We start from the raw sequence: 17,491 nt of genomic DNA, 5'->3' as shown, positions 1-17,491 counted from the left end.
TTAGGAAAATGAAGAATTACAAATCAAACATCCAGGATTACATCGAACCGGAATATCTTGAAGAAGAAACCTCAAAAATTGGAGAAGAATTATCTTTTTTGCCGGAAGAAGAAACAGAAGCCAATTTTTGCAATCTTGAATCCATAAGACCTACAGACGAAGATTTTACTGTCATACTTGCTATCGAAAATGAATGGACAGGGGAACGGTATAAAAAAACTTACCATGTGAAAGAAGGTTCAGAAATTGAAATGAATATGCTTCTTCCTAAGCTGGCCTGTTTTTTGCCGCCGACACATATTCCTATTCTTGCGAAAATAACCGCACTCTCATCGGATGGGATAACATTAAAAGCAATAGGAGTTCCAGAAGAATACGCAGCTAAGCTGGATGAAAAGGGAGCAAAACCATAAATTTTGTGCTATAATGGATTAATTATTATAGAAAGGAAGAAAACAATGATTACTGGTGAAATCAAGAATAAATTAGACAATCTTTGGGATGCAATGTGGTCTAATCAGATGACAAACCCTTGGATTGATATTCAGCAGATAACATATCTCATTTTTATAAAAATGCTGGATGACAACCAGATTAAAATAGAACGAAAAATAAACAGCCTTGTTGCAGCAGGCGTAGAAGTTAATCTTGAAGACTACGACCTGATTTTTAAGGACGGCTTTTATATCGACGAAGAAGATAAAATTAACTGTTCCTATGCAGATCTCCGCTGGAGTGTTTTTAGCACCTGGGGCGACAACGGTAAAAAGTTTGACAACCTCAAAAACAATGTTTTTCCTTTCATCAAAAACCTCCACGGCGACAAAGTGACTTCTTTCGCTAAGTACATGGAAAAAGCAGAATTTGCGATTTCAAATCCATATATCCTGGGAAAAATGATTGAAGCCTTAAGTGATCCTGACCTTGGATTCAACAAGACAGACATTATGGGCGACTGTTATGAATACCTGCTTTCAAAAATGGCAACCAGTGGCGACAATGGCCAGTTCCGCACTCCCCGCCATATAATCGACATGATGGTAGAAATCGCAAAGCCTGGCCTTACAGACACAATCATTGATCCTGCCATGGGAACTGCGGGATTTCTTAGTGAAAGTGCAAAATACATTAAGGAACATTTCGCAAAAGAACTTACAAACAAAACAAACAACCAGCACTTCCACAATAAAATGTTCACAGGTTTTGACACCGACACCGACATGCTCCGAATCGGCTGTATGAATATGACCTTGCATGGTGTAGAAAACCCTGTAATCAAATACAACAATTCTTTGGGAGAAGATTACGAGGAAAAAGATTCACATACACTCATCCTTGCAAATCCACCCTTCAGCGGAAGCCTTGATCCAAGCACAGTTGCTAAATCGTTGAATCAGATTAGCGGTGGAACAAAGAAAACAGAACTTCTTTTTTTGAGCCTCTTCCTTCGTCTTCTTAAAACTGGAGGCCGTTGTGTAAGCATTATTCCTGTTGGAGTTTTGAACAACACAAACGATAAGGCGTACACAAAGCTCCGCAAGGAATTGGTAGAAAATCAGAAACTCGAAGGCGTAATCTTTATGCCAGGCGGAGTATTCTATCCATATTCTGGAGTTCAGACAGGCATTCTCATTTTTACAAAAACAAATGCAGGCGGAACCGACAAAGTCTGGATGTACAATATGGAAAACGACGGCTACAGCCTTGACCAGAAACGCGATGCAATCGAAGCAAACGACATTCCCGACATCATCAACCGCTGGAACAACCGTGACAAAGAAGCCGAACGAACTCATTATGAAAAATCTTTCCTTGTAGATAAACAGGAAATTGTAGATAACGATTATGTTTTCTCTTTCAACAAGTATCAGAAAAAAGAAGTTGAAAAGAAAGAATACCGTCCTGTAAAAGAAATCTTTGCTTCGATTAATGAACTGGAAAAGCAGTTTGCCAAGGTTATGAAAGAGTTGCAGGGAGAAATCTAGCAGATGGAAAGTCAGAACATAGAATATAAAAAAACATGGCGTGATGAATACCTCAAATGGATTTGCGTTTTTGCAAATACTGAAGGCGGAAAGCTTTATATTGGCATTGATGATAATGGTAATGTCTGCGGTATTGAGGACGCTCATAAACTTAGCGAAGATATTCCAAACAAAATTCGAAATACAATGGGATTAATCTGTACTGTAAATCTTCTTAATAAAAATGATTTGGATTATTTTGAAATCATCACTGAAAAATACCCATTCCCTGTAAGTTATCACGGAAAATATTACAGGCGAACCGGTTCAACAATGCAGGAAGTAAGTGGCGTTGAACTTGATAAAATGATTCTATCTGTACAAGGCCGCACCTGGGATTCTGTTCCAGTTCCACACATTACAGTTGATGATTTGGAAAATGACGCTATCAAACTTTTTAAAAAAAAGGCAAAGGAATCAGGACGTTTAGATGATTCGGCTCTTGATGTAACAAACGAAACTCTTATTCAGAATCTTCATCTTACTGAAGGTGACTATTTGACTAGAGCATGTATGCTTGCTTTTTATCCAGATCCAGAAAAATGGGTAACAGGTGCATATATTAAAGTCGCATATTTTGAAAACGATGCTGATATTTTATATCAGGATGAAATACACGGTCCGCTTATTCTGCAGGTAGAAAAGAGTATGGACCTTATTTATTCAAAATACATGAAAGCACTTATTTCTTATGATGATATATATAGAAAAGAAACTTTCTTTTTTCCTCGTGCAGCATTCCGTGAACTTCTTTTAAATGCAGTAATTCATAAGGACTACCTTTCTACAACACCAATTCAGATTCGTATTTATAAAGATAAAATCCGTCTCTGGAATGACGGCGCGCTTCCAAAGGAAGTTCCTATTGAAGATTTGTTTAAGGAACATGTTTCAAAACCATGCAATCCTAACCTTGCAAATGTATTCTTTAAGTGCGGTATGATTGAAAGCTGGGCCCGAGGCTTCAGCAAAATTACAAGATATTGTGAAGAAGAAAACGCTAAACTTCCTGTAATTGACCTTTCTCTAGGAGGTGTTACAGCCCGCTGTTTTGCTTCTGATAAATATCTGGCTCTTATGAATGAACATCAAGAGGCAGAAAATTTCCCTTTATCTCCCAAAATGTCCGATAAAGAGAAAACCAGGGAGAAAACAATAAAGTGGCCAGAAAAGTGGCCAGAAAAGTGGCCAGAAAAATGTCAACGAATATATGATGCTATAGAACAGGATAAAAATACAACCATAGCAAAATTGGAAAATCTTTTGGGTATAGGACACACAACAATAAAAAAGATGCTAACTGCAATGCAAGCGGAAGGTTTTATTCGTCGTGTCGGAGCAGATAAAGGCGGTTACTGGGAAATTGCACAAGGAGCTGTGGAATGAAATCATATAATGAAATTCTTTCTGATGTAACAAAAACTGCAATAAAAATTCCTCAATCGGATTATCTTGATGCGGGCAAGTACAGAATATTTGACCAGGGAAAAGAATATTCTGTAGGTTTTTCAAATGATGAACAAGGCGTTGTAACTGACTATCCATACATTATTTTTGGAGATCACACAAGAGTTGTAAAGTATGTAGATGAACCTTGTTATATAGGTGCTGATGGTGTAAAACTTTTGAAAGTCATCAATAAAGACTTTGATCCTAGGTATGTTTACTACAACATCTTGGCAAAACCGATTGAAAGTCAAGGATATGCAAGGCATTTTAAATTTTTAAAAGAAATACAATTTACAGAAAAATCTTTTTCAGAACAACAAAAAATCGCCGCAGAACTCGACAAAATCCAATCCGCAATCGACAACAAAAAACAGCAGCTTTCCTTGCTAGATGAAGCTGTCAAATCCGAATTTGTCGAGATGTTTGGGAATCCAATTTACAATTCAAAAAACTTTCCAACTAAGAAAGTAATAGATGTTGTTACAATGCAGCGAGGTTATGATTTACCAGTACAAGATAGAGATAGTAAAGGAAAAATACCTGTATTTGGTTCTAATGGTATTCTCGGCAATCATAACTTAGCAAAAATGGATAAAGGAATTATTACTGGTCGCTCCGGTACAATCGGTGAGGTTTATATGTGTGAAACTCCCTTTTGGCCATTAAATACAACCTTATTTTCTAATGATACACATGGAAATAATATTTGTTATTTAAAATTTCTTTTAGAGTTTTTTGATTTGAAGCGATTTAAATCTGGCGTAGGAGTTCCAACATTAAATCGTAATGAATTCCATGATGAACAGATAATTGATGTTCCTCTCGACCTCCAAAACCAATTCGCCGCCTTCGTCCAGAAAATCGACAAATCGAAATTTGTAGTAAAACAACAGATTACAGACTTACAGGAACTACTAGATAGCAAAATGCAAGAATACTTCTCATAAGGACTTTAAATAATTTTCTTTCATAATGGGCTTTAAGGAGTCTATTATGAAAGAAACACTAATCAAAAACATTGAACAGCAAATGTGTGCAAGCCTGAATAATGCACAAAATCAAAAATTGCATGAAGTCCTTACGTATTGTCTTTATGATGTAACCATTACAACTAATAATGAGTGCACTAGCAATGTTAAAAATGACAATTCAACTTTACTGGAGAATTTTCTTGCTGCTAAACATGTAGAAGGTTGTTCTGAACGTTCTATAAAATATTATAAGTCTACTTTGCAGAAAGCAATCACCATACTTCATAAGCCATTTAATCAAATAGAAACCGAAGATTTACGCAAATACTTATCTGATTATCAAAAAATCAACAATGCAAGCCGAATGACAATTGATAATGTTAGGCGCATTCTTTCCACATTCTTTACCTGGCTTGAGGATGAAAACTATATTCTAAAAAGTCCTGTTCGCCGTATTCATAAAATCAAAACTGCAAAGCTAATAAAAGAGACTTATTCTGATGAAACGCTGGTATTACTTCGCGATAATTGCAAAACAACCCGCGATCTTGCAATTATAGATATGCTTGCCTCCACAGGAATGCGAGTAAGTGAACTTGTAACCCTAAATAAACAGGATGTAGATTTTGTAAACCGTGAATGTGTTGTATTTGGCAAAGGTTCCAAAGAACGACCTGTGTATTTTGATGCGCGAACAAAAATTCATCTTCTAAACTATTTGAACGAGCGCAAAGATAATAATCCAGCTCTTTTTGTAAGCCTGCTTGAACCGCACAATAGATTACAAATTAGTGGTGTTGAAATAACCCTCCGTAAGCTTGGCCGAAGCCTGAATATCCAAAAGGTGCACCCTCATAAATTCCGTAGAACCCTGGCAACCCAAGCCATAGACAAGGGGATGCCTATAGAACAGGTTCAAAGGCTTCTAGGTCATCAAAAAATTGATACAACTATGGAATATGCCATGGTTGACCAGCAAAATGTCAAAGTCTCTCATAAAAATACATTGGTTAAAGTATGAATATTTTCAAATCCGAATTTGTCGAGATGTTTGGAGAGAATCCAGTTGAAAGTGGTAAATGGAAAGTTAAGAAGTTAGGGGATTGTGGAACTTTCAAAAATGGGATGAACTACTCTCCGAGTGAAAATGGAGTAGATATACTTTGTCTAAATGTCAGCGATTTCAAAGATAATTACAAAATTCAAGATTGTAAAACTTTGTCATCGATTTCATTAAATGAAGAACCGTCGAGCGAATATTATTTACAGAATGATGATATTGTATTTGTGCGCTCAAATGGGAATAAAAAACTTGTAGGTCGTTGTGTTGCGCTGTATCCGAATGATTGCAAAGTTCTTTTCAGCGGTTTTTGTATAAGGTTTCGGAAAAGCACTGACAATCTTAATACAGATTTTCTTTTACACTTTTTGAAAACCGACTTAACAAGGGAACAGCTAAAAGGAAAAGGTGCAAATATTCAAAATCTGAATCAACAGATATTAGCAAATTTACACCTCCCTGTTCCCCCTCTCGACCTCCAAAATCAATTTGCCGCCTTCGTCCAACAAATCGACAAATCGAAATTTGTAGTAAAACAACAGATTACAGACTTACAGGAACTACTAGATAGCAAAATGCAAGAATACTTCTCATAAGGACTTTAAATAATTTTCTTTCATAATGGGCTTTAAGGAGTCTATTATGAAAGAAACACTAATCAAAAACATTGAACAGCAAATGTGTGCAAGCCTGAATAATGCACAAAATCAAAAATTGCATGAAGTCCTTACGTATTGTCTTTATGATGTAACCATTACAACTAATAATGAGTGCACTAGCAATGTTAAAAATGACAATTCAACTTTACTGGAGAATTTTCTTGCTGCTAAACATGTAGAAGGTTGTTCTGAACGTTCTATAAAATATTATAAGTCTACTTTGCAGAAAGCAATCACCATACTTCATAAGCCATTTAATCAAATAGAAACCGAAGATTTACGCAAATACTTATCTGATTATCAAAAAATCAACAATGCAAGCCGAATGACAATTGATAATGTTAGGCGCATTCTTTCCACATTCTTTACCTGGCTTGAGGATGAAAACTATATTCTAAAAAGTCCTGTTCGCCGTATTCATAAAATCAAAACTGCAAAGCTAATAAAAGAGACTTATTCTGATGAAACGCTGGTATTACTTCGCGATAATTGCAAAACAACCCGCGATCTTGCAATTATAGATATGCTTGCCTCCACAGGAATGCGAGTAAGTGAACTTGTAACCCTAAATAAACAGGATGTAGATTTTGTAAACCGTGAATGTGTTGTATTTGGCAAAGGTTCCAAAGAACGACCTGTGTATTTTGATGCGCGAACAAAAATTCATCTTCTAAACTATTTGAACGAGCGCAAAGATAATAATCCAGCTCTTTTTGTAAGCCTGCTTGAACCGCACAATAGATTACAAATTAGTGGTGTTGAAATAACCCTCCGTAAGCTTGGCCGAAGCCTGAATATCCAAAAGGTGCACCCTCATAAATTCCGTAGAACCCTGGCAACCCAAGCCATAGACAAGGGGATGCCTATAGAACAGGTTCAAAGGCTTCTAGGTCATCAAAAAATTGATACAACTATGGAATATGCCATGGTTGACCAGCAAAATGTCAAAGTCTCTCATAAAAAATACATTGGTTAAAGTATGAATATTTTCAAATCCGAATTTGTCGAGATGTTTGGGAATCCAATTTACAATTCAAAAAACTTTCCAACTAAGAAAGTAATAGATGTTGTTACAATGCAGCGAGGTTATGATTTACCAGTACAAGATAGAGATAGTAAAGGAAAAATACCTGTATTTGGTTCTAATGGTATTCTCGGCAATCATAACTTAGCAAAAATGGATAAAGGAATTATTACTGGTCGCTCCGGTACAATCGGTGAGGTTTATATGTGTGAAACTCCCTTTTGGCCATTAAATACAACCTTATTTTCTAATGATACACATGGAAATAATATTTGTTATTTAAAATTTCTTTTAGAGTTTTTTGATTTGAAGCGATTTAAATCTGGCGTAGGAGTTCCAACATTAAATCGTAATGAATTCCATGATGAACAGATAATTGATGTTCCTCTCGACCTCCAAAACCAATTCGCCGCCTTCGTCCAGAAAATCGACAAATCGAAATTTGTATTGCAACAACAACTACAATTTATCAAAAAATATGTTATAATGACATCATGGAGAAAAATATGCTTTTATACCACGGTAGCAATGTAGAAGTTTCAAATCCTCAAATATCTGACTGTATACCATACATTCTTCAGTTTTATGATAATGAAGTATCTCTGCTTATAAGCAATAAATATGGATATCCAATTATGGATTCCTACAGAAAGTTCTTGTTTTCTAATACCTACCAGATGCTTTGCAATCCAGAACTTGAAATGTGGGAATTCAGTCCTGCAGGAATTTTTGATATGTGGGAAGCTGAACTTGTTACAGGAGAACCTCGTAATTCGTTGTATCTAAGGAGAGATTAAGATAAAAATTCACTAAGATGTCGTGAGTTTTTATCTTTTAAAGTTTGCGTTGCAAACTTTCATATATAACGGTGCAGTTTCACTTCGTTACAACTGCACATAAAAAGTCACTCTCAAATCTGAAGATTTGTTCCTGACTTTTTATAGGTGAATAAATGTCAAAAGAAATGGAATTCTTTACGTTCCTTATGGAACAGTATGCGCGCTATAAAAATACAACAGCTGACAAGGTTCTTCATCAACTTGATGAATTAAACCTGACTGATTACGTATTCGGGATGTACGAAATGTATCACTCCGAAGCAATTGAAAACGCTTTTGCAGATATAGATAAACTTATTGAAGCCAAGTCCAAATAACTGGATAAGAGAATTGCCATGAACTTTGATTTTTTAAAACAAAATCCTGAATTAAGAGACCTTTACAATTATTGCAACCAGGCAGAAGTTTTTGTCAGTCAGTTTCCTGATGCATCAGTGCGTTCTGCCCGCAATGGTTTGGAATGTGCCATCAAACTGTTTTATATTACTAAGTACGGTCAGTATTCAGAAATGTCAGACCTTTTTGGTCTTATTGAAGATTATAAGTTTAAGGCATATCTCGATGAACCACAGTTAGCTGCTGTTCATAATGTTAGAAAACTTGGAAATATGGCAAGCCATGCAGAGCCTATAAATAATCGTATGGCCATGCTCTGTCTGCATTCTCTTTATGACTCTGTTTGTGAAATATTAAAATTCCTTGGTATCATTTCTTCTTATCTCCCATTTGATAAAGAAGCTGTAACGGATGCTGTTCCAAACGCTATTGAAGCAGAAAAAACAAAAAAGAAAATAATTATCAAAGTAAAAAAATCACCATTTACTACAGAACAGAAAGCAAAAATTGCAACAGACACAAAGATGACTTCAAGCATCGATTATACAGAGGCAGAAACTCGTGCAGCTCTCATCGATATGGATCTTCGTGAAGCCGGCTGGACTGTTTGTGATATTAAGGAAGCAGTTAAACCAGAGACTGCCTGTATAGAAACAAAACTTACAAATATTCCGGTTTCAAGTGATTTTCCAACTGGAGTTGGTTACGCAGATTATGTTCTTTACGATACGAATGGTAAACCGCTTGCCGTTATTGAAGCAAAACGAACTTGTAAGGATGTAGATACAGGTGCTAAACAGGCAAAGATTTATGCAGAAGCATTAAAAGATAAGTTTGGCATAATGCCTGTTATTTTCTATACTAATGGTTATCAGATTTATATGGTTGATGGAGTTGGAGGATCTGCTCGCCGTGTATTTGGTTATTACTCATTAAAAGAACTCCATTCACTTATTGTTCGCCGTAAACTTGGTGGAATTGAAGATACCCGTGTAAATCAAGAAATCTCTGACCGCTATTTTATTCAGAATGCTTGTACCGCCGTTTGTACTGCATATTCTGGCTTTAAACGAAAAGCATTAAATGTTATGGCAACAGGAACTGGAAAGACACGTTTTGCAATTTCCCTTGTTGATATTTTAATGCGTAACGACTGGGTAAAAAATGTCTTGTTCCTTGCAGACAGAACAGAACTTGTAGACCAGGCAAAGAAAGCTTTTGCAAAATACCTTCCTAATGCTACTCTTTGTGCAATTTCAGAAGTAAGTGGAAGTCAGCGTGATTTTGATGCGAATGTTATTTTAAGCACTTATCCTACAATGCTTAACCTTCTTGATACAGATGAAAAAACATTTGGAATTGGCAGATTTGATTTAATCATCATCGATGAATGTCACCGTTCCTGCTACAACAAATATCAGGCTATCTTCCACTATTTTGATTCACTTGTTCTAGGCCTTACCGCAACTCCAAAAGACCAGGAAGGTCAGGAAGATACATATTCTTTGTTTGGACTTGAAGTTGGTCACCCGACATTCAGTTATGATTACCCTACCGCTGTTCAAGAAGGCTTCCTTGTAGATTATGCCGCTATTGATAAGACAACAGCACGCCTTAAAAATGGTGCTAAGTATTCTGAACTATCAGATGCTGAAAAGAAAGAATATGATGAAGTTTTTGCAGAAGAAGGATCTTTACCTGATAATCTAAAAGAAAAACAGGGTAATGAGTTCTACAAAAATATTATCAACATCCCAACAATCAAACTTGTTCTTGAAACATTAATGAATGAAGGGCTCCGTGTAGATAATGGCGAAAGACTTGGAAAGTCTATTATCTTTGCTGTAGACCATGATCATGCAGAAAAAATCGTAAAAACTTTTAAGGACGTATATCCAGACAAAGGAGATGATTACTGCCAGCTTGTAGATTACAGTGTAAGTAAGGCCGGAACAATTATTGATGATTTTAAGATGCCAGAAAAAGAACCAATAATTGCTGTTTCAGTAGATATGCTTGATACAGGAATTGATGTTCCTGAGGTTTTGAATCTTGTTTTTTTTAAGAGAGTATATTCTGTAATTAAGTTCTGGCAGATGATTGGTCGTGGAACTCGTGTCTGCAAGGATTTTAATGTATTCAGCCCTTCAAAAGAATTCTTTGGAAAAGGAAAAGAAGGTATTACAAATGCAGAACTCCAGCCTTATCCAGAAAAACAGGGATTCTACATATTTGACTTCTGCGACAATTTTGATTTCTTTGACATAAATCCCAAGGGCAAGATTACTGGTGGAGGCCTGAATCTTTCTCAGAAAATCTTTGAACTTAAACTGGATATGGTTTATGAACTTCAGAAACGTGAACATCAAGAAAATGAAGAGCACGTTAAGTTCTATCAGAAATGGAAAGGTGAGCTTATTTCTCTGATTCAGAATCTTGATAAAAACCACATCAATGTCCGCTATAACTTAAAAGAAGTTGATAAATATTCCGACAGCAAGACATGGGATTATGTTACGCCATTGATGCTTGCAGAAATCAAAAAAGTTATAACTCCTCTGATTGACCCGATTGGTGGGGAATCCAGCGCAAAAGTATTTGATGTCTGGATGTTTAATATTGAACTTTCTCATTTGGTGGGAGAAGAAGATTATAGTAAACCTCTTCAGAAAGTTACTACAATTATTTCCCAACTGCTTGATATGCAGACTATACCTGAAATCAAAGCCAAGTCTGAAATTCTAAAAACTTTCCTTTCAACAGAATTTTGGGCAGAAGTTACTGTTTCTAAACTGGAACTGGTTCGTTCTGAGGTTAGAGATTTGATTAAGTATCTTGATGGTCCTAAAAAGAAAGCTGTAGAAACGAATTTCAAAGATGAAGTGATAGAAAAAGACGGAAAACATATTAATCCTCAGTTTAAGAACTATAAGCAGAGAGTAATTGATTATCTGGCAGAAACAACAGATTGTGAAGCCGTAAACAAAATCAAGAATATTGAGCCATTGAATGAAAAAGACATTCAGGATTTGCAGCATATTCTTTGTGAAGAACTTGGTACACAAGCAGATTATGATGCTATTTCAGAAGGAGCGTCTTTTGGAGTTTTTGTCCGCCGAATTGTTGGAATGAATCCAGAAGCGGTAACAAAACTCTTGAGCGAATATCTTTCAAAGTACAACTTTAATCCTGCACAGGAAGAATTCTTGCATCAGATTGTAACATTTGTTCTTCAGAATGGTGATATTGAAGTTAAGAATCTTATTAAAGATGACCCATTTAAATCTATGGACTTTACGGAACTGTTTGATGGAAATGTAGTTCCAGTTACGGAATTTGTTTCTTATTTACATGGAGCAATTGCGACATAATTTTTTTTATTAATTTTGTCAACTTTTGCAAGAATCACCATCTTCTTTATATCAAGAACGAAAGATAAAAGGAGATTTGATTATGAAATACTTTATGGTAACTGCAAAATGTGGACATGTTGGAAATAATAATTACTACAAAGGTACTTTATTCTTTAAAGCTAATAATGGCAAAGAAGCTGCCCGCCTGGCGCGTGAACGCCCTAGAGTAAAACATGATCAGAAGGATGCTATTCTTTCGGTAACAGAAATAAATAGCATTATTTTTGAAGCAGGAAGAGAACTGAATCATAAGATTCATTATTACACCTGTGAAACAGTTCAGGAACAAAGAATGTATATGGCTGAAATTGCTGATAACATATTTGTTGAAGATTGGGTTTCAGAAGAATCTAAGAAATATGCCAAGAAGCATTCGTTAAGAAATGCCTATAACATGGATCCAGCTTATGAATCCTATAAAAACAGAAAATACGTAGACTATTACGCTGCTTAAGGAGCTTGAAATATGAAAAAGATTGTTTTTGTAACATTGATGCTGGCAGATGATATGCTAAAAAGGCACTACCCTGTAGATGGGAATTCTTTCATTGAATATCCTGGAGAACTTTATTATGCAATCAATTCTGTTCTTGCAAGAACAATGAAAAAAGATGATGAAATCAAAGTAGTTTTACTTGAAACAAGAGCAGGAGATAAAGCTGGAACAAAGAATGCTCAACTATTTATGGATGAACTTAATGAAATTAACACCAGCAATTCAATTGGAGCAAAAATAACATATGAAATCATCCCTTCAGATTTTCTAGTTTCTAAAAAGGGCTTAAATGAAATCTATTTAAAATTAATTAAAAACCTCGAACCCGATATTGAAGTTTCTGCAGATATTACTTTCGGCCCCAAATCATTACCATTATTAATTTTTACAGCTATGCAATTTGGAGAAAAATTCTTTGATTGCTCAATTGGTAATGTAATTTATATGAAAGCTGAATTTAAGAACAATATCCTCGTAGAAGGAACACAATTAATCTGTGATTATACACCTTTGTATATGTTGAATAGTTTTACAAACACAATTGAATGTACAAATGGTGAAAAAGCAATTGCATCTGTTGAAGCTTTATTAAAGGACTAAAAATATATTATGGATATAAATCATCTGGATAATGATTTTGCAAAAGCTGCAAAATTATTTGAGACATACAAAGAAGCTCTTTCTCAAGATAATAATGATTCTTTGATAGAACAGACAAAAGATAAAATAGTCATCCAGTTCTGGCGTATTATCCAAAAAACAAAATCTATTTCTGATGAAATGAAAGAACAGTCTGATCTCATTGTAAAGAAAGTTGTGTACTGTCTAAATAATTACTCTAATAAAGCCTCAGAAGATTTCTGTAAATTAACATATTCTTCTATTATAAAGGTATTAAAAGGAAATGTTGACACAGAGTCATTTGAATTGAAATCGGGAATGCATATCTCGGACACGGAAGACAGAAAAAGAAAAACTATCAATAAAGCATATAAACAATTCATTACTTTTAGGAATGAAGATAAAAATGAGTTTATAGAATATGCAGTTTCCTATCTAGGTTTTGACCATAAAGATTTGGAAGAGTATTTATTTCCTAAACAGTCTGTTTCACTTTTTATGCAATCTAAAAATGATGAAGAATATTGTGTTGTTGATAAATATCTCGATTCTTCAAAATCAAGCGATACTGCAGAAATACAAAATTCTATTGAACAGTTGCAAGAACAATTCAAAGCGATAGATGCTCTATGGTTAAAACAAAAGGAAGACGCACGGCCAATTCTTTCAGAATTACTAACAAGAGAACTTCTTACGGATTTTAAGAAAAATACAGTATCAGAAACTGTAATTGAGACTCTGAAACTGCCTCAATTTGTCTGTAAAGATATGATTGACTCTTTTTTCAATAACATCAACTTCATACTTCCTACTCAGCAGGATATTGGCCAGAAATATGGAATTACGAAATCTGCAGCAAGTGTAAAACTGACAAGGTTTATTGAAAAACTTAAAGAGCAGTAAAAGTGTCAACTTCGAATATAATTACCATCTTATCAGGGCAAACGCATGTAAAAATTTTTTGTTTTAAATCTCTAAACTACTATTTAAAAAATGCACAAAATGGTGAACTTCCCCTTGGGTGGAATTATGCTTTTAAGAGAAAGTCTGGAAGAAATAGACGATTTTAGAGTAAAAAGGTGCAGGAAGTTTGAACTGGCTGATATTTTCCTGCTGGTTTTGTTCGGGCTGCTAAGCGGCATCAAGGACATTGAGCACATAGCTGAATGGGCGGAGGAAGCGGAAGAGTCCATCAAGGGGCTGGTGAAGTTTGAGTTCGGTCCGCCAAGTGCCGACACAATTCTCCGGGTTTTCAGAAATGTGAACGCAGATAAAATCGAGAAAGTTTTTATAAAGTGGGCTCATGGAATTTACGAGAAAGTAAAAATTGAACCGGACAGAACAATTGTTGCCATCGACGGAAAGACGATGTGCGGCTCAAACAAGGTCACGGGAGCAAAGGGAATTCACATTGTAAGTGCATGGGCAGATGAACTGTCCCTCATTCTTGGGCAGGTAAAGACAGATGAAAAGTCAAATGAAATCACTGCAATTCCTGAGCTTCTGGAACTGATTGATATAAGGGGAATGATAATCACAATCGATGCAATGGGCTGCCAGAAAAAAATCTGCGAGAAAATTAAGGAAAAAAAAGCAGACTATGTTCTTTCTTTGAAAGGAAATCAAAGCACGACACACGAAGCCGTAAAAGACTTTTTCTCTATGGATGAAAAGGAGCTTGCAAAATACGGAGTTATAAAAAGCGAAAAGGAATGTAATCCTGACCATGGACGAATTGAAAACAGGCAGTATTACCTCTGCACGAACCTGTCGTGGCTGGAGAATAAAGATGAGTGGCCGGGACTTAAGGCTGTTGCCATGGCACGGGAAGAACGGACTGTAAATGGAAAAACTTCCACAGACATCAGGTTTTTTCTAACTTCACTTGATAACATTGAACTTGTGAAAAAATCAATTCGACTACACTGGGGAATTGAAAACCGCCTTCACTGGTGTCTTGATATGACTTTCAATGAGGACTACAAAAGGCACCGAAAGGATCATAGTCCGGAAAACATGACAGTTATGCGCCGGCTTGCATTAAATATCTTACGCCAAGCAGAAAAACCGGAGAATAAAAAACAGGACAGTTTAAGCAAGCGCACGATCTGGTTTCGGGAAAACCGCCAGTTCCGCCAAACGGTTTTAAGGCTCCTTTAAAATTTCACACTTTCTGTAATTTTATCAGAAAGTGTTTTTACATGCGTTTGCCCTGCATGAACAGCATGCAGATTGAATTTGTTCAACGCCTAATTAACATCATAGTTGAACAAGGCGAAATTAATATGGATGCCCTCATGAAAGGCCGTGCCCCATTCGACTGTCCGAAGTTCTTCACACTCTTTGGAAAAGAAGCTCAGAACAGGATTTTTGATGTTGTACGGAATATCAATATGAATGCTCGGGATGTGGCATAATTTAGCCTGAGAATATTATAAATACAGACTTAACTCATCAAATAAAGGTCGAAAATTTGAATAGTCAATGCTATCCTGCTTTTTTTTATGATATTAGTTGCAAAAACCTGTTTACAAAAATAATGCTCTGGATCATGTATTTCATCAGGTACATTGTAATCCAGCGACTGATGAAACCTCGCCGTGTTGTAGAAGTTGAAGTAGGCTATAATGCATTTGCCCTGATTTTGCAGAAAATCCGTCGCATTTTCACAAGTCTTGCCAAGCATTTCCCGCGCTGATATTATAGGCGCATGGCAGAGCGGAACAAGAGAATGAAATCTGTAATCCTTTCACTAAAAGAATCCGGGGAAAACAACAGGCTTGTAAAAGTAATTTCTGCGGAAAACGGAATTTTCAACGCAATGCTCTACGGAGGACCTAAAAGCCGCCTAAAATCCCTTGTCCAGCCGTTTTATTCAGGAATTCTCTATATATACAGCGACGAATCCCGCAATTCAATAAAAATAACCGACTTTGACGCGCAAAACTGCCACCTTTCGTTCAGGACAAGCCTTTTAAAATCCTGGGCGGCATCATTTGCCTGCGAGCTTGTGCTAAAGACAAAGTGCGCCGGAGAAACGGAAAAAGCCTTTGTCCTTCTGTGCGCCTTTCTTGACGGAATAGACAGCGTGGATGAAAACGAAGCCCGGCTTGGAATTCTGCGCTTTGTCTGGAGATACCTTGGACTTTTGGGGCTTCAGCCTGAACCAAGAACCTGCTGCGGCTGCGGCTCTTCACTTTTAAGCCATGAGCATAACGCCTCTTATATAGAAAGGCAAAACGGATTTGTCTGCGCCGACTGCATTTCTTTCGCCCCGGAAAACAGAACACAAGGGAACTTTAGAATCGACCTTGACTCGCTCACCTACCTTACCGCAATAAACGAGCTTCCGCCCGGACAAGTAAGAAAACTGCTTGTTCCCTCGGAATCCGTATACAACATGAAGCGTCTTTTGTACAGCATGATAGAAAAGGCCTGCGGAATGCAGCTTGAAACCTTAAAAAGCGGAATCGGAATACTGTAGCGCAAACTGTCATTCCCAGTGCGAATTCAGGAATCCATGTACATAGATTGCCATGTCAAACGCGGCAATGACAAGGCAACAAGTCATTCAGCCTAGTTACTCAATCACTTCTATTTCATCAGTTGTGTTTGCAACTGGATATGAGCCTTCGCCGTTTTTCTTTACAAACGAAACCGTATAGACACCTTTTTCCATGTTCTGCGGCAGGATTGCGTCGATTGTCCTTTGAGTGCGCCTTATAAAGCTTGTGATTCTGACGGCTTTTTTCCTGTCGCCTTTCAATGCAAGGAACACGCCCTGCTTTTCATCCTCAAAGTCAAAGCCAAGGTTCTTTCCGTAGATTCTAAAGCACATTCCAGCCTTTACAACGCGCTCACCAGAATAAGAAGCATCCTTAGTGATTGAAAAGACCTGGAAAATCGAAGGATCCATTTCCGCCACGGACGACTTTGTCTTGTAGAACACTTTTTCCACCGCCTTAGCCTCGAATTTCTTGTTGACCAAAGCCTTGAGGACAAACCTGTTGTCGCCCCTATTATTATAAAACTTCTCTGAAATGGATTCGGCAGTTCCGTGAGCCGCAAGCTGCAAGTCCACCCAGGGAAGCCGCACCTTGCACCCTTCCTGAAGAAGCCGCTCCACAACCGCATCCAGAACAGAAAGAGCCGCGCGGGTGTCCGCCTCGGTAAGAGTGGAATTATACCTGACCATTTCCTTTACGATTTCCTCAATTCCTGCGTCTGTGTCCGATGTGCTTAGAAAGCAGAACCCGGTCTTGCCGTGTCCTGTGTTGTTAGCTACTGTCTTTACGCTGATCATAGTGCCTCCACTCTCTTACATACTGCCTGCAATGACATTCTCCACTGCTTGTGAAATCGTGAAATTAATTTTATTACAATATAATATTAAGTTAAAAATACTCAGAAATCAAGTTAAAACAATCCTAAAATCAACTTAATTTCATTTTGATTTTAACTTTATTTTATTTCGATTTTAAGTTAATTTCGTTTTAATTTTAACTTGATTTCATTTTGTTTTTAACTTAATTTTACTTTAATTTTAACTTAATTTCATAGACGCCCAAGTAGTTGTGCAGAGGCAGGGCAAATGACTTT

At 36.7% G+C, this 17,491-nt stretch carries 18 protein-coding genes; 16 read left to right on the top strand and 2 right to left on the bottom strand.

Going from position 1 to position 17,491, the window contains the following annotated elements:
• The first annotated feature begins 8 nt into the window (after positions 1-8).
• The 15 genes from TRESU_RS05590 to TRESU_RS05520 all read left to right on the top strand — a co-directional run bounded on the left by TRESU_RS05590 (position 9) and on the right by TRESU_RS05520 (position 15,052).
• Positions 9-413 carry a hypothetical protein gene (locus tag TRESU_RS05590; RefSeq protein WP_013701304.1) on the top strand — a complete coding sequence of 135 codons (405 nt, stop codon included), beginning with the start codon at positions 9-11 and terminating at the stop codon, positions 411-413.
• 45 nt (positions 414-458) lie between these two features.
• Entirely contained in the window at positions 459-1,985 is a 1,527-nt protein-coding gene (locus TRESU_RS05585) for a type I restriction-modification system subunit M (RefSeq protein ID WP_013701303.1), read from the top strand.
• 3 nt (positions 1,986-1,988) lie between these two features.
• Positions 1,989-3,410: an ATP-binding protein gene (locus TRESU_RS05580; protein WP_013701302.1), complete on the top strand. Its 1,422-nt coding sequence runs from the start codon at positions 1,989-1,991 to the stop codon at positions 3,408-3,410.
• On the top strand, positions 3,407-4,420 hold the full coding sequence (locus TRESU_RS05575; protein ID WP_013701301.1) for a restriction endonuclease subunit S: 1,014 nt from the start codon (positions 3,407-3,409) through the stop codon (positions 4,418-4,420). Before TRESU_RS05580 ends, TRESU_RS05575 begins: the two co-directional genes overlap by 4 nt.
• A 46-nt stretch (positions 4,421-4,466) precedes the next feature.
• Complete coding sequence (gene xerA / locus TRESU_RS05570; protein WP_013701300.1) at positions 4,467-5,465, top strand: site-specific tyrosine recombinase/integron integrase; 999 nt, start codon at positions 4,467-4,469, stop codon at positions 5,463-5,465.
• On the top strand, positions 5,462-6,100 hold the full coding sequence (locus tag TRESU_RS05565) for a restriction endonuclease subunit S (RefSeq protein WP_013701299.1): 639 nt from the start codon (positions 5,462-5,464) through the stop codon (positions 6,098-6,100). The genes xerA (TRESU_RS05570) and TRESU_RS05565 overlap by 4 nt, the downstream gene beginning before the upstream one ends.
• A gap of 46 nt (positions 6,101-6,146) precedes the next feature.
• Complete coding sequence (gene xerA / locus TRESU_RS05560; protein WP_013701298.1) at positions 6,147-7,139, top strand: site-specific tyrosine recombinase/integron integrase; 993 nt, start codon at positions 6,147-6,149, stop codon at positions 7,137-7,139.
• Positions 7,140-7,142: 3 nt separating this feature from the next.
• On the top strand, positions 7,143-7,721 hold the full coding sequence (locus tag TRESU_RS05555) for a restriction endonuclease subunit S (RefSeq protein WP_013701297.1): 579 nt from the start codon (positions 7,143-7,145) through the stop codon (positions 7,719-7,721).
• Positions 7,694-7,984 (top strand): hypothetical protein, encoded by a 291-nt coding sequence (locus tag TRESU_RS05550; protein ID WP_013701296.1) that lies wholly within the window; start codon positions 7,694-7,696, stop codon positions 7,982-7,984. The genes TRESU_RS05555 and TRESU_RS05550 overlap by 28 nt, the downstream gene beginning before the upstream one ends.
• 155 nt (positions 7,985-8,139) lie before the next feature.
• Positions 8,140-8,343, top strand: coding sequence for a DUF3791 domain-containing protein (locus TRESU_RS05545; protein ID WP_013701295.1), 204 nt, complete (start codon positions 8,140-8,142; stop codon positions 8,341-8,343).
• 18 nt (positions 8,344-8,361) lie between these two features.
• Complete coding sequence (locus TRESU_RS05540; protein ID WP_013701294.1) at positions 8,362-11,733, top strand: type I restriction endonuclease subunit R; 3,372 nt, start codon at positions 8,362-8,364, stop codon at positions 11,731-11,733.
• 82 nt (positions 11,734-11,815) lie between these two features.
• The gene (locus TRESU_RS05535; protein ID WP_013701293.1) at positions 11,816-12,229 is read left to right on the top strand and encodes a hypothetical protein; all 414 of its coding nucleotides are present in this window, start codon (positions 11,816-11,818) and stop codon (positions 12,227-12,229) included.
• 12 nt (positions 12,230-12,241) lie between these two features.
• Positions 12,242-12,871, top strand: a complete 630-nt coding sequence (locus TRESU_RS05530; protein ID WP_013701292.1) for a TM1812 family CRISPR-associated protein — start codon at positions 12,242-12,244, stop codon at positions 12,869-12,871.
• A 9-nt stretch (positions 12,872-12,880) separates the two neighbouring features.
• The gene (locus TRESU_RS05525) at positions 12,881-13,795 is read left to right on the top strand and encodes a hypothetical protein (protein WP_013701291.1); all 915 of its coding nucleotides are present in this window, start codon (positions 12,881-12,883) and stop codon (positions 13,793-13,795) included.
• A 99-nt stretch (positions 13,796-13,894) separates the two neighbouring features.
• A complete protein-coding gene (locus TRESU_RS05520) occupies positions 13,895-15,052 on the top strand; it encodes an ISAs1 family transposase (protein WP_245535669.1) in 1,158 nt (385 codons plus the stop codon).
• 286 nt (positions 15,053-15,338) lie between these two features.
• Here TRESU_RS05520 and TRESU_RS05510 read toward each other — a convergent pair whose 3' ends face one another.
• Complete coding sequence (locus TRESU_RS05510) at positions 15,339-15,578, bottom strand: hypothetical protein (RefSeq protein ID WP_041611996.1); 240 nt, start codon at positions 15,576-15,578, stop codon at positions 15,339-15,341.
• Between the two features lie 24 nt (positions 15,579-15,602).
• Here TRESU_RS05510 and recO point away from each other — a divergent pair, with 24 nt between their 5' ends.
• Positions 15,603-16,376, top strand: coding sequence for a DNA repair protein RecO (gene recO / locus TRESU_RS05505; RefSeq protein ID WP_081454764.1), 774 nt, complete (start codon positions 15,603-15,605; stop codon positions 16,374-16,376).
• A gap of 96 nt (positions 16,377-16,472) precedes the next feature.
• Here recO and TRESU_RS05500 read toward each other — a convergent pair whose 3' ends face one another.
• The gene (locus TRESU_RS05500) at positions 16,473-17,195 is read right to left on the bottom strand and encodes a DNA-binding domain-containing protein (protein ID WP_013701288.1); all 723 of its coding nucleotides are present in this window, start codon (positions 17,193-17,195) and stop codon (positions 16,473-16,475) included.
• Between the last annotated feature and the right edge of the window lie 296 nt (positions 17,196-17,491).

Origin of the sequence: Treponema succinifaciens DSM 2489, from assembly GCF_000195275.1 — a bacterium.
GTDB classification, from domain to species: Bacteria; Spirochaetota; Spirochaetia; order Treponematales; family Treponemataceae; genus Treponema_D; species Treponema_D succinifaciens.
This window is presented reverse-complemented; position numbering and strand designations above follow the sequence as displayed.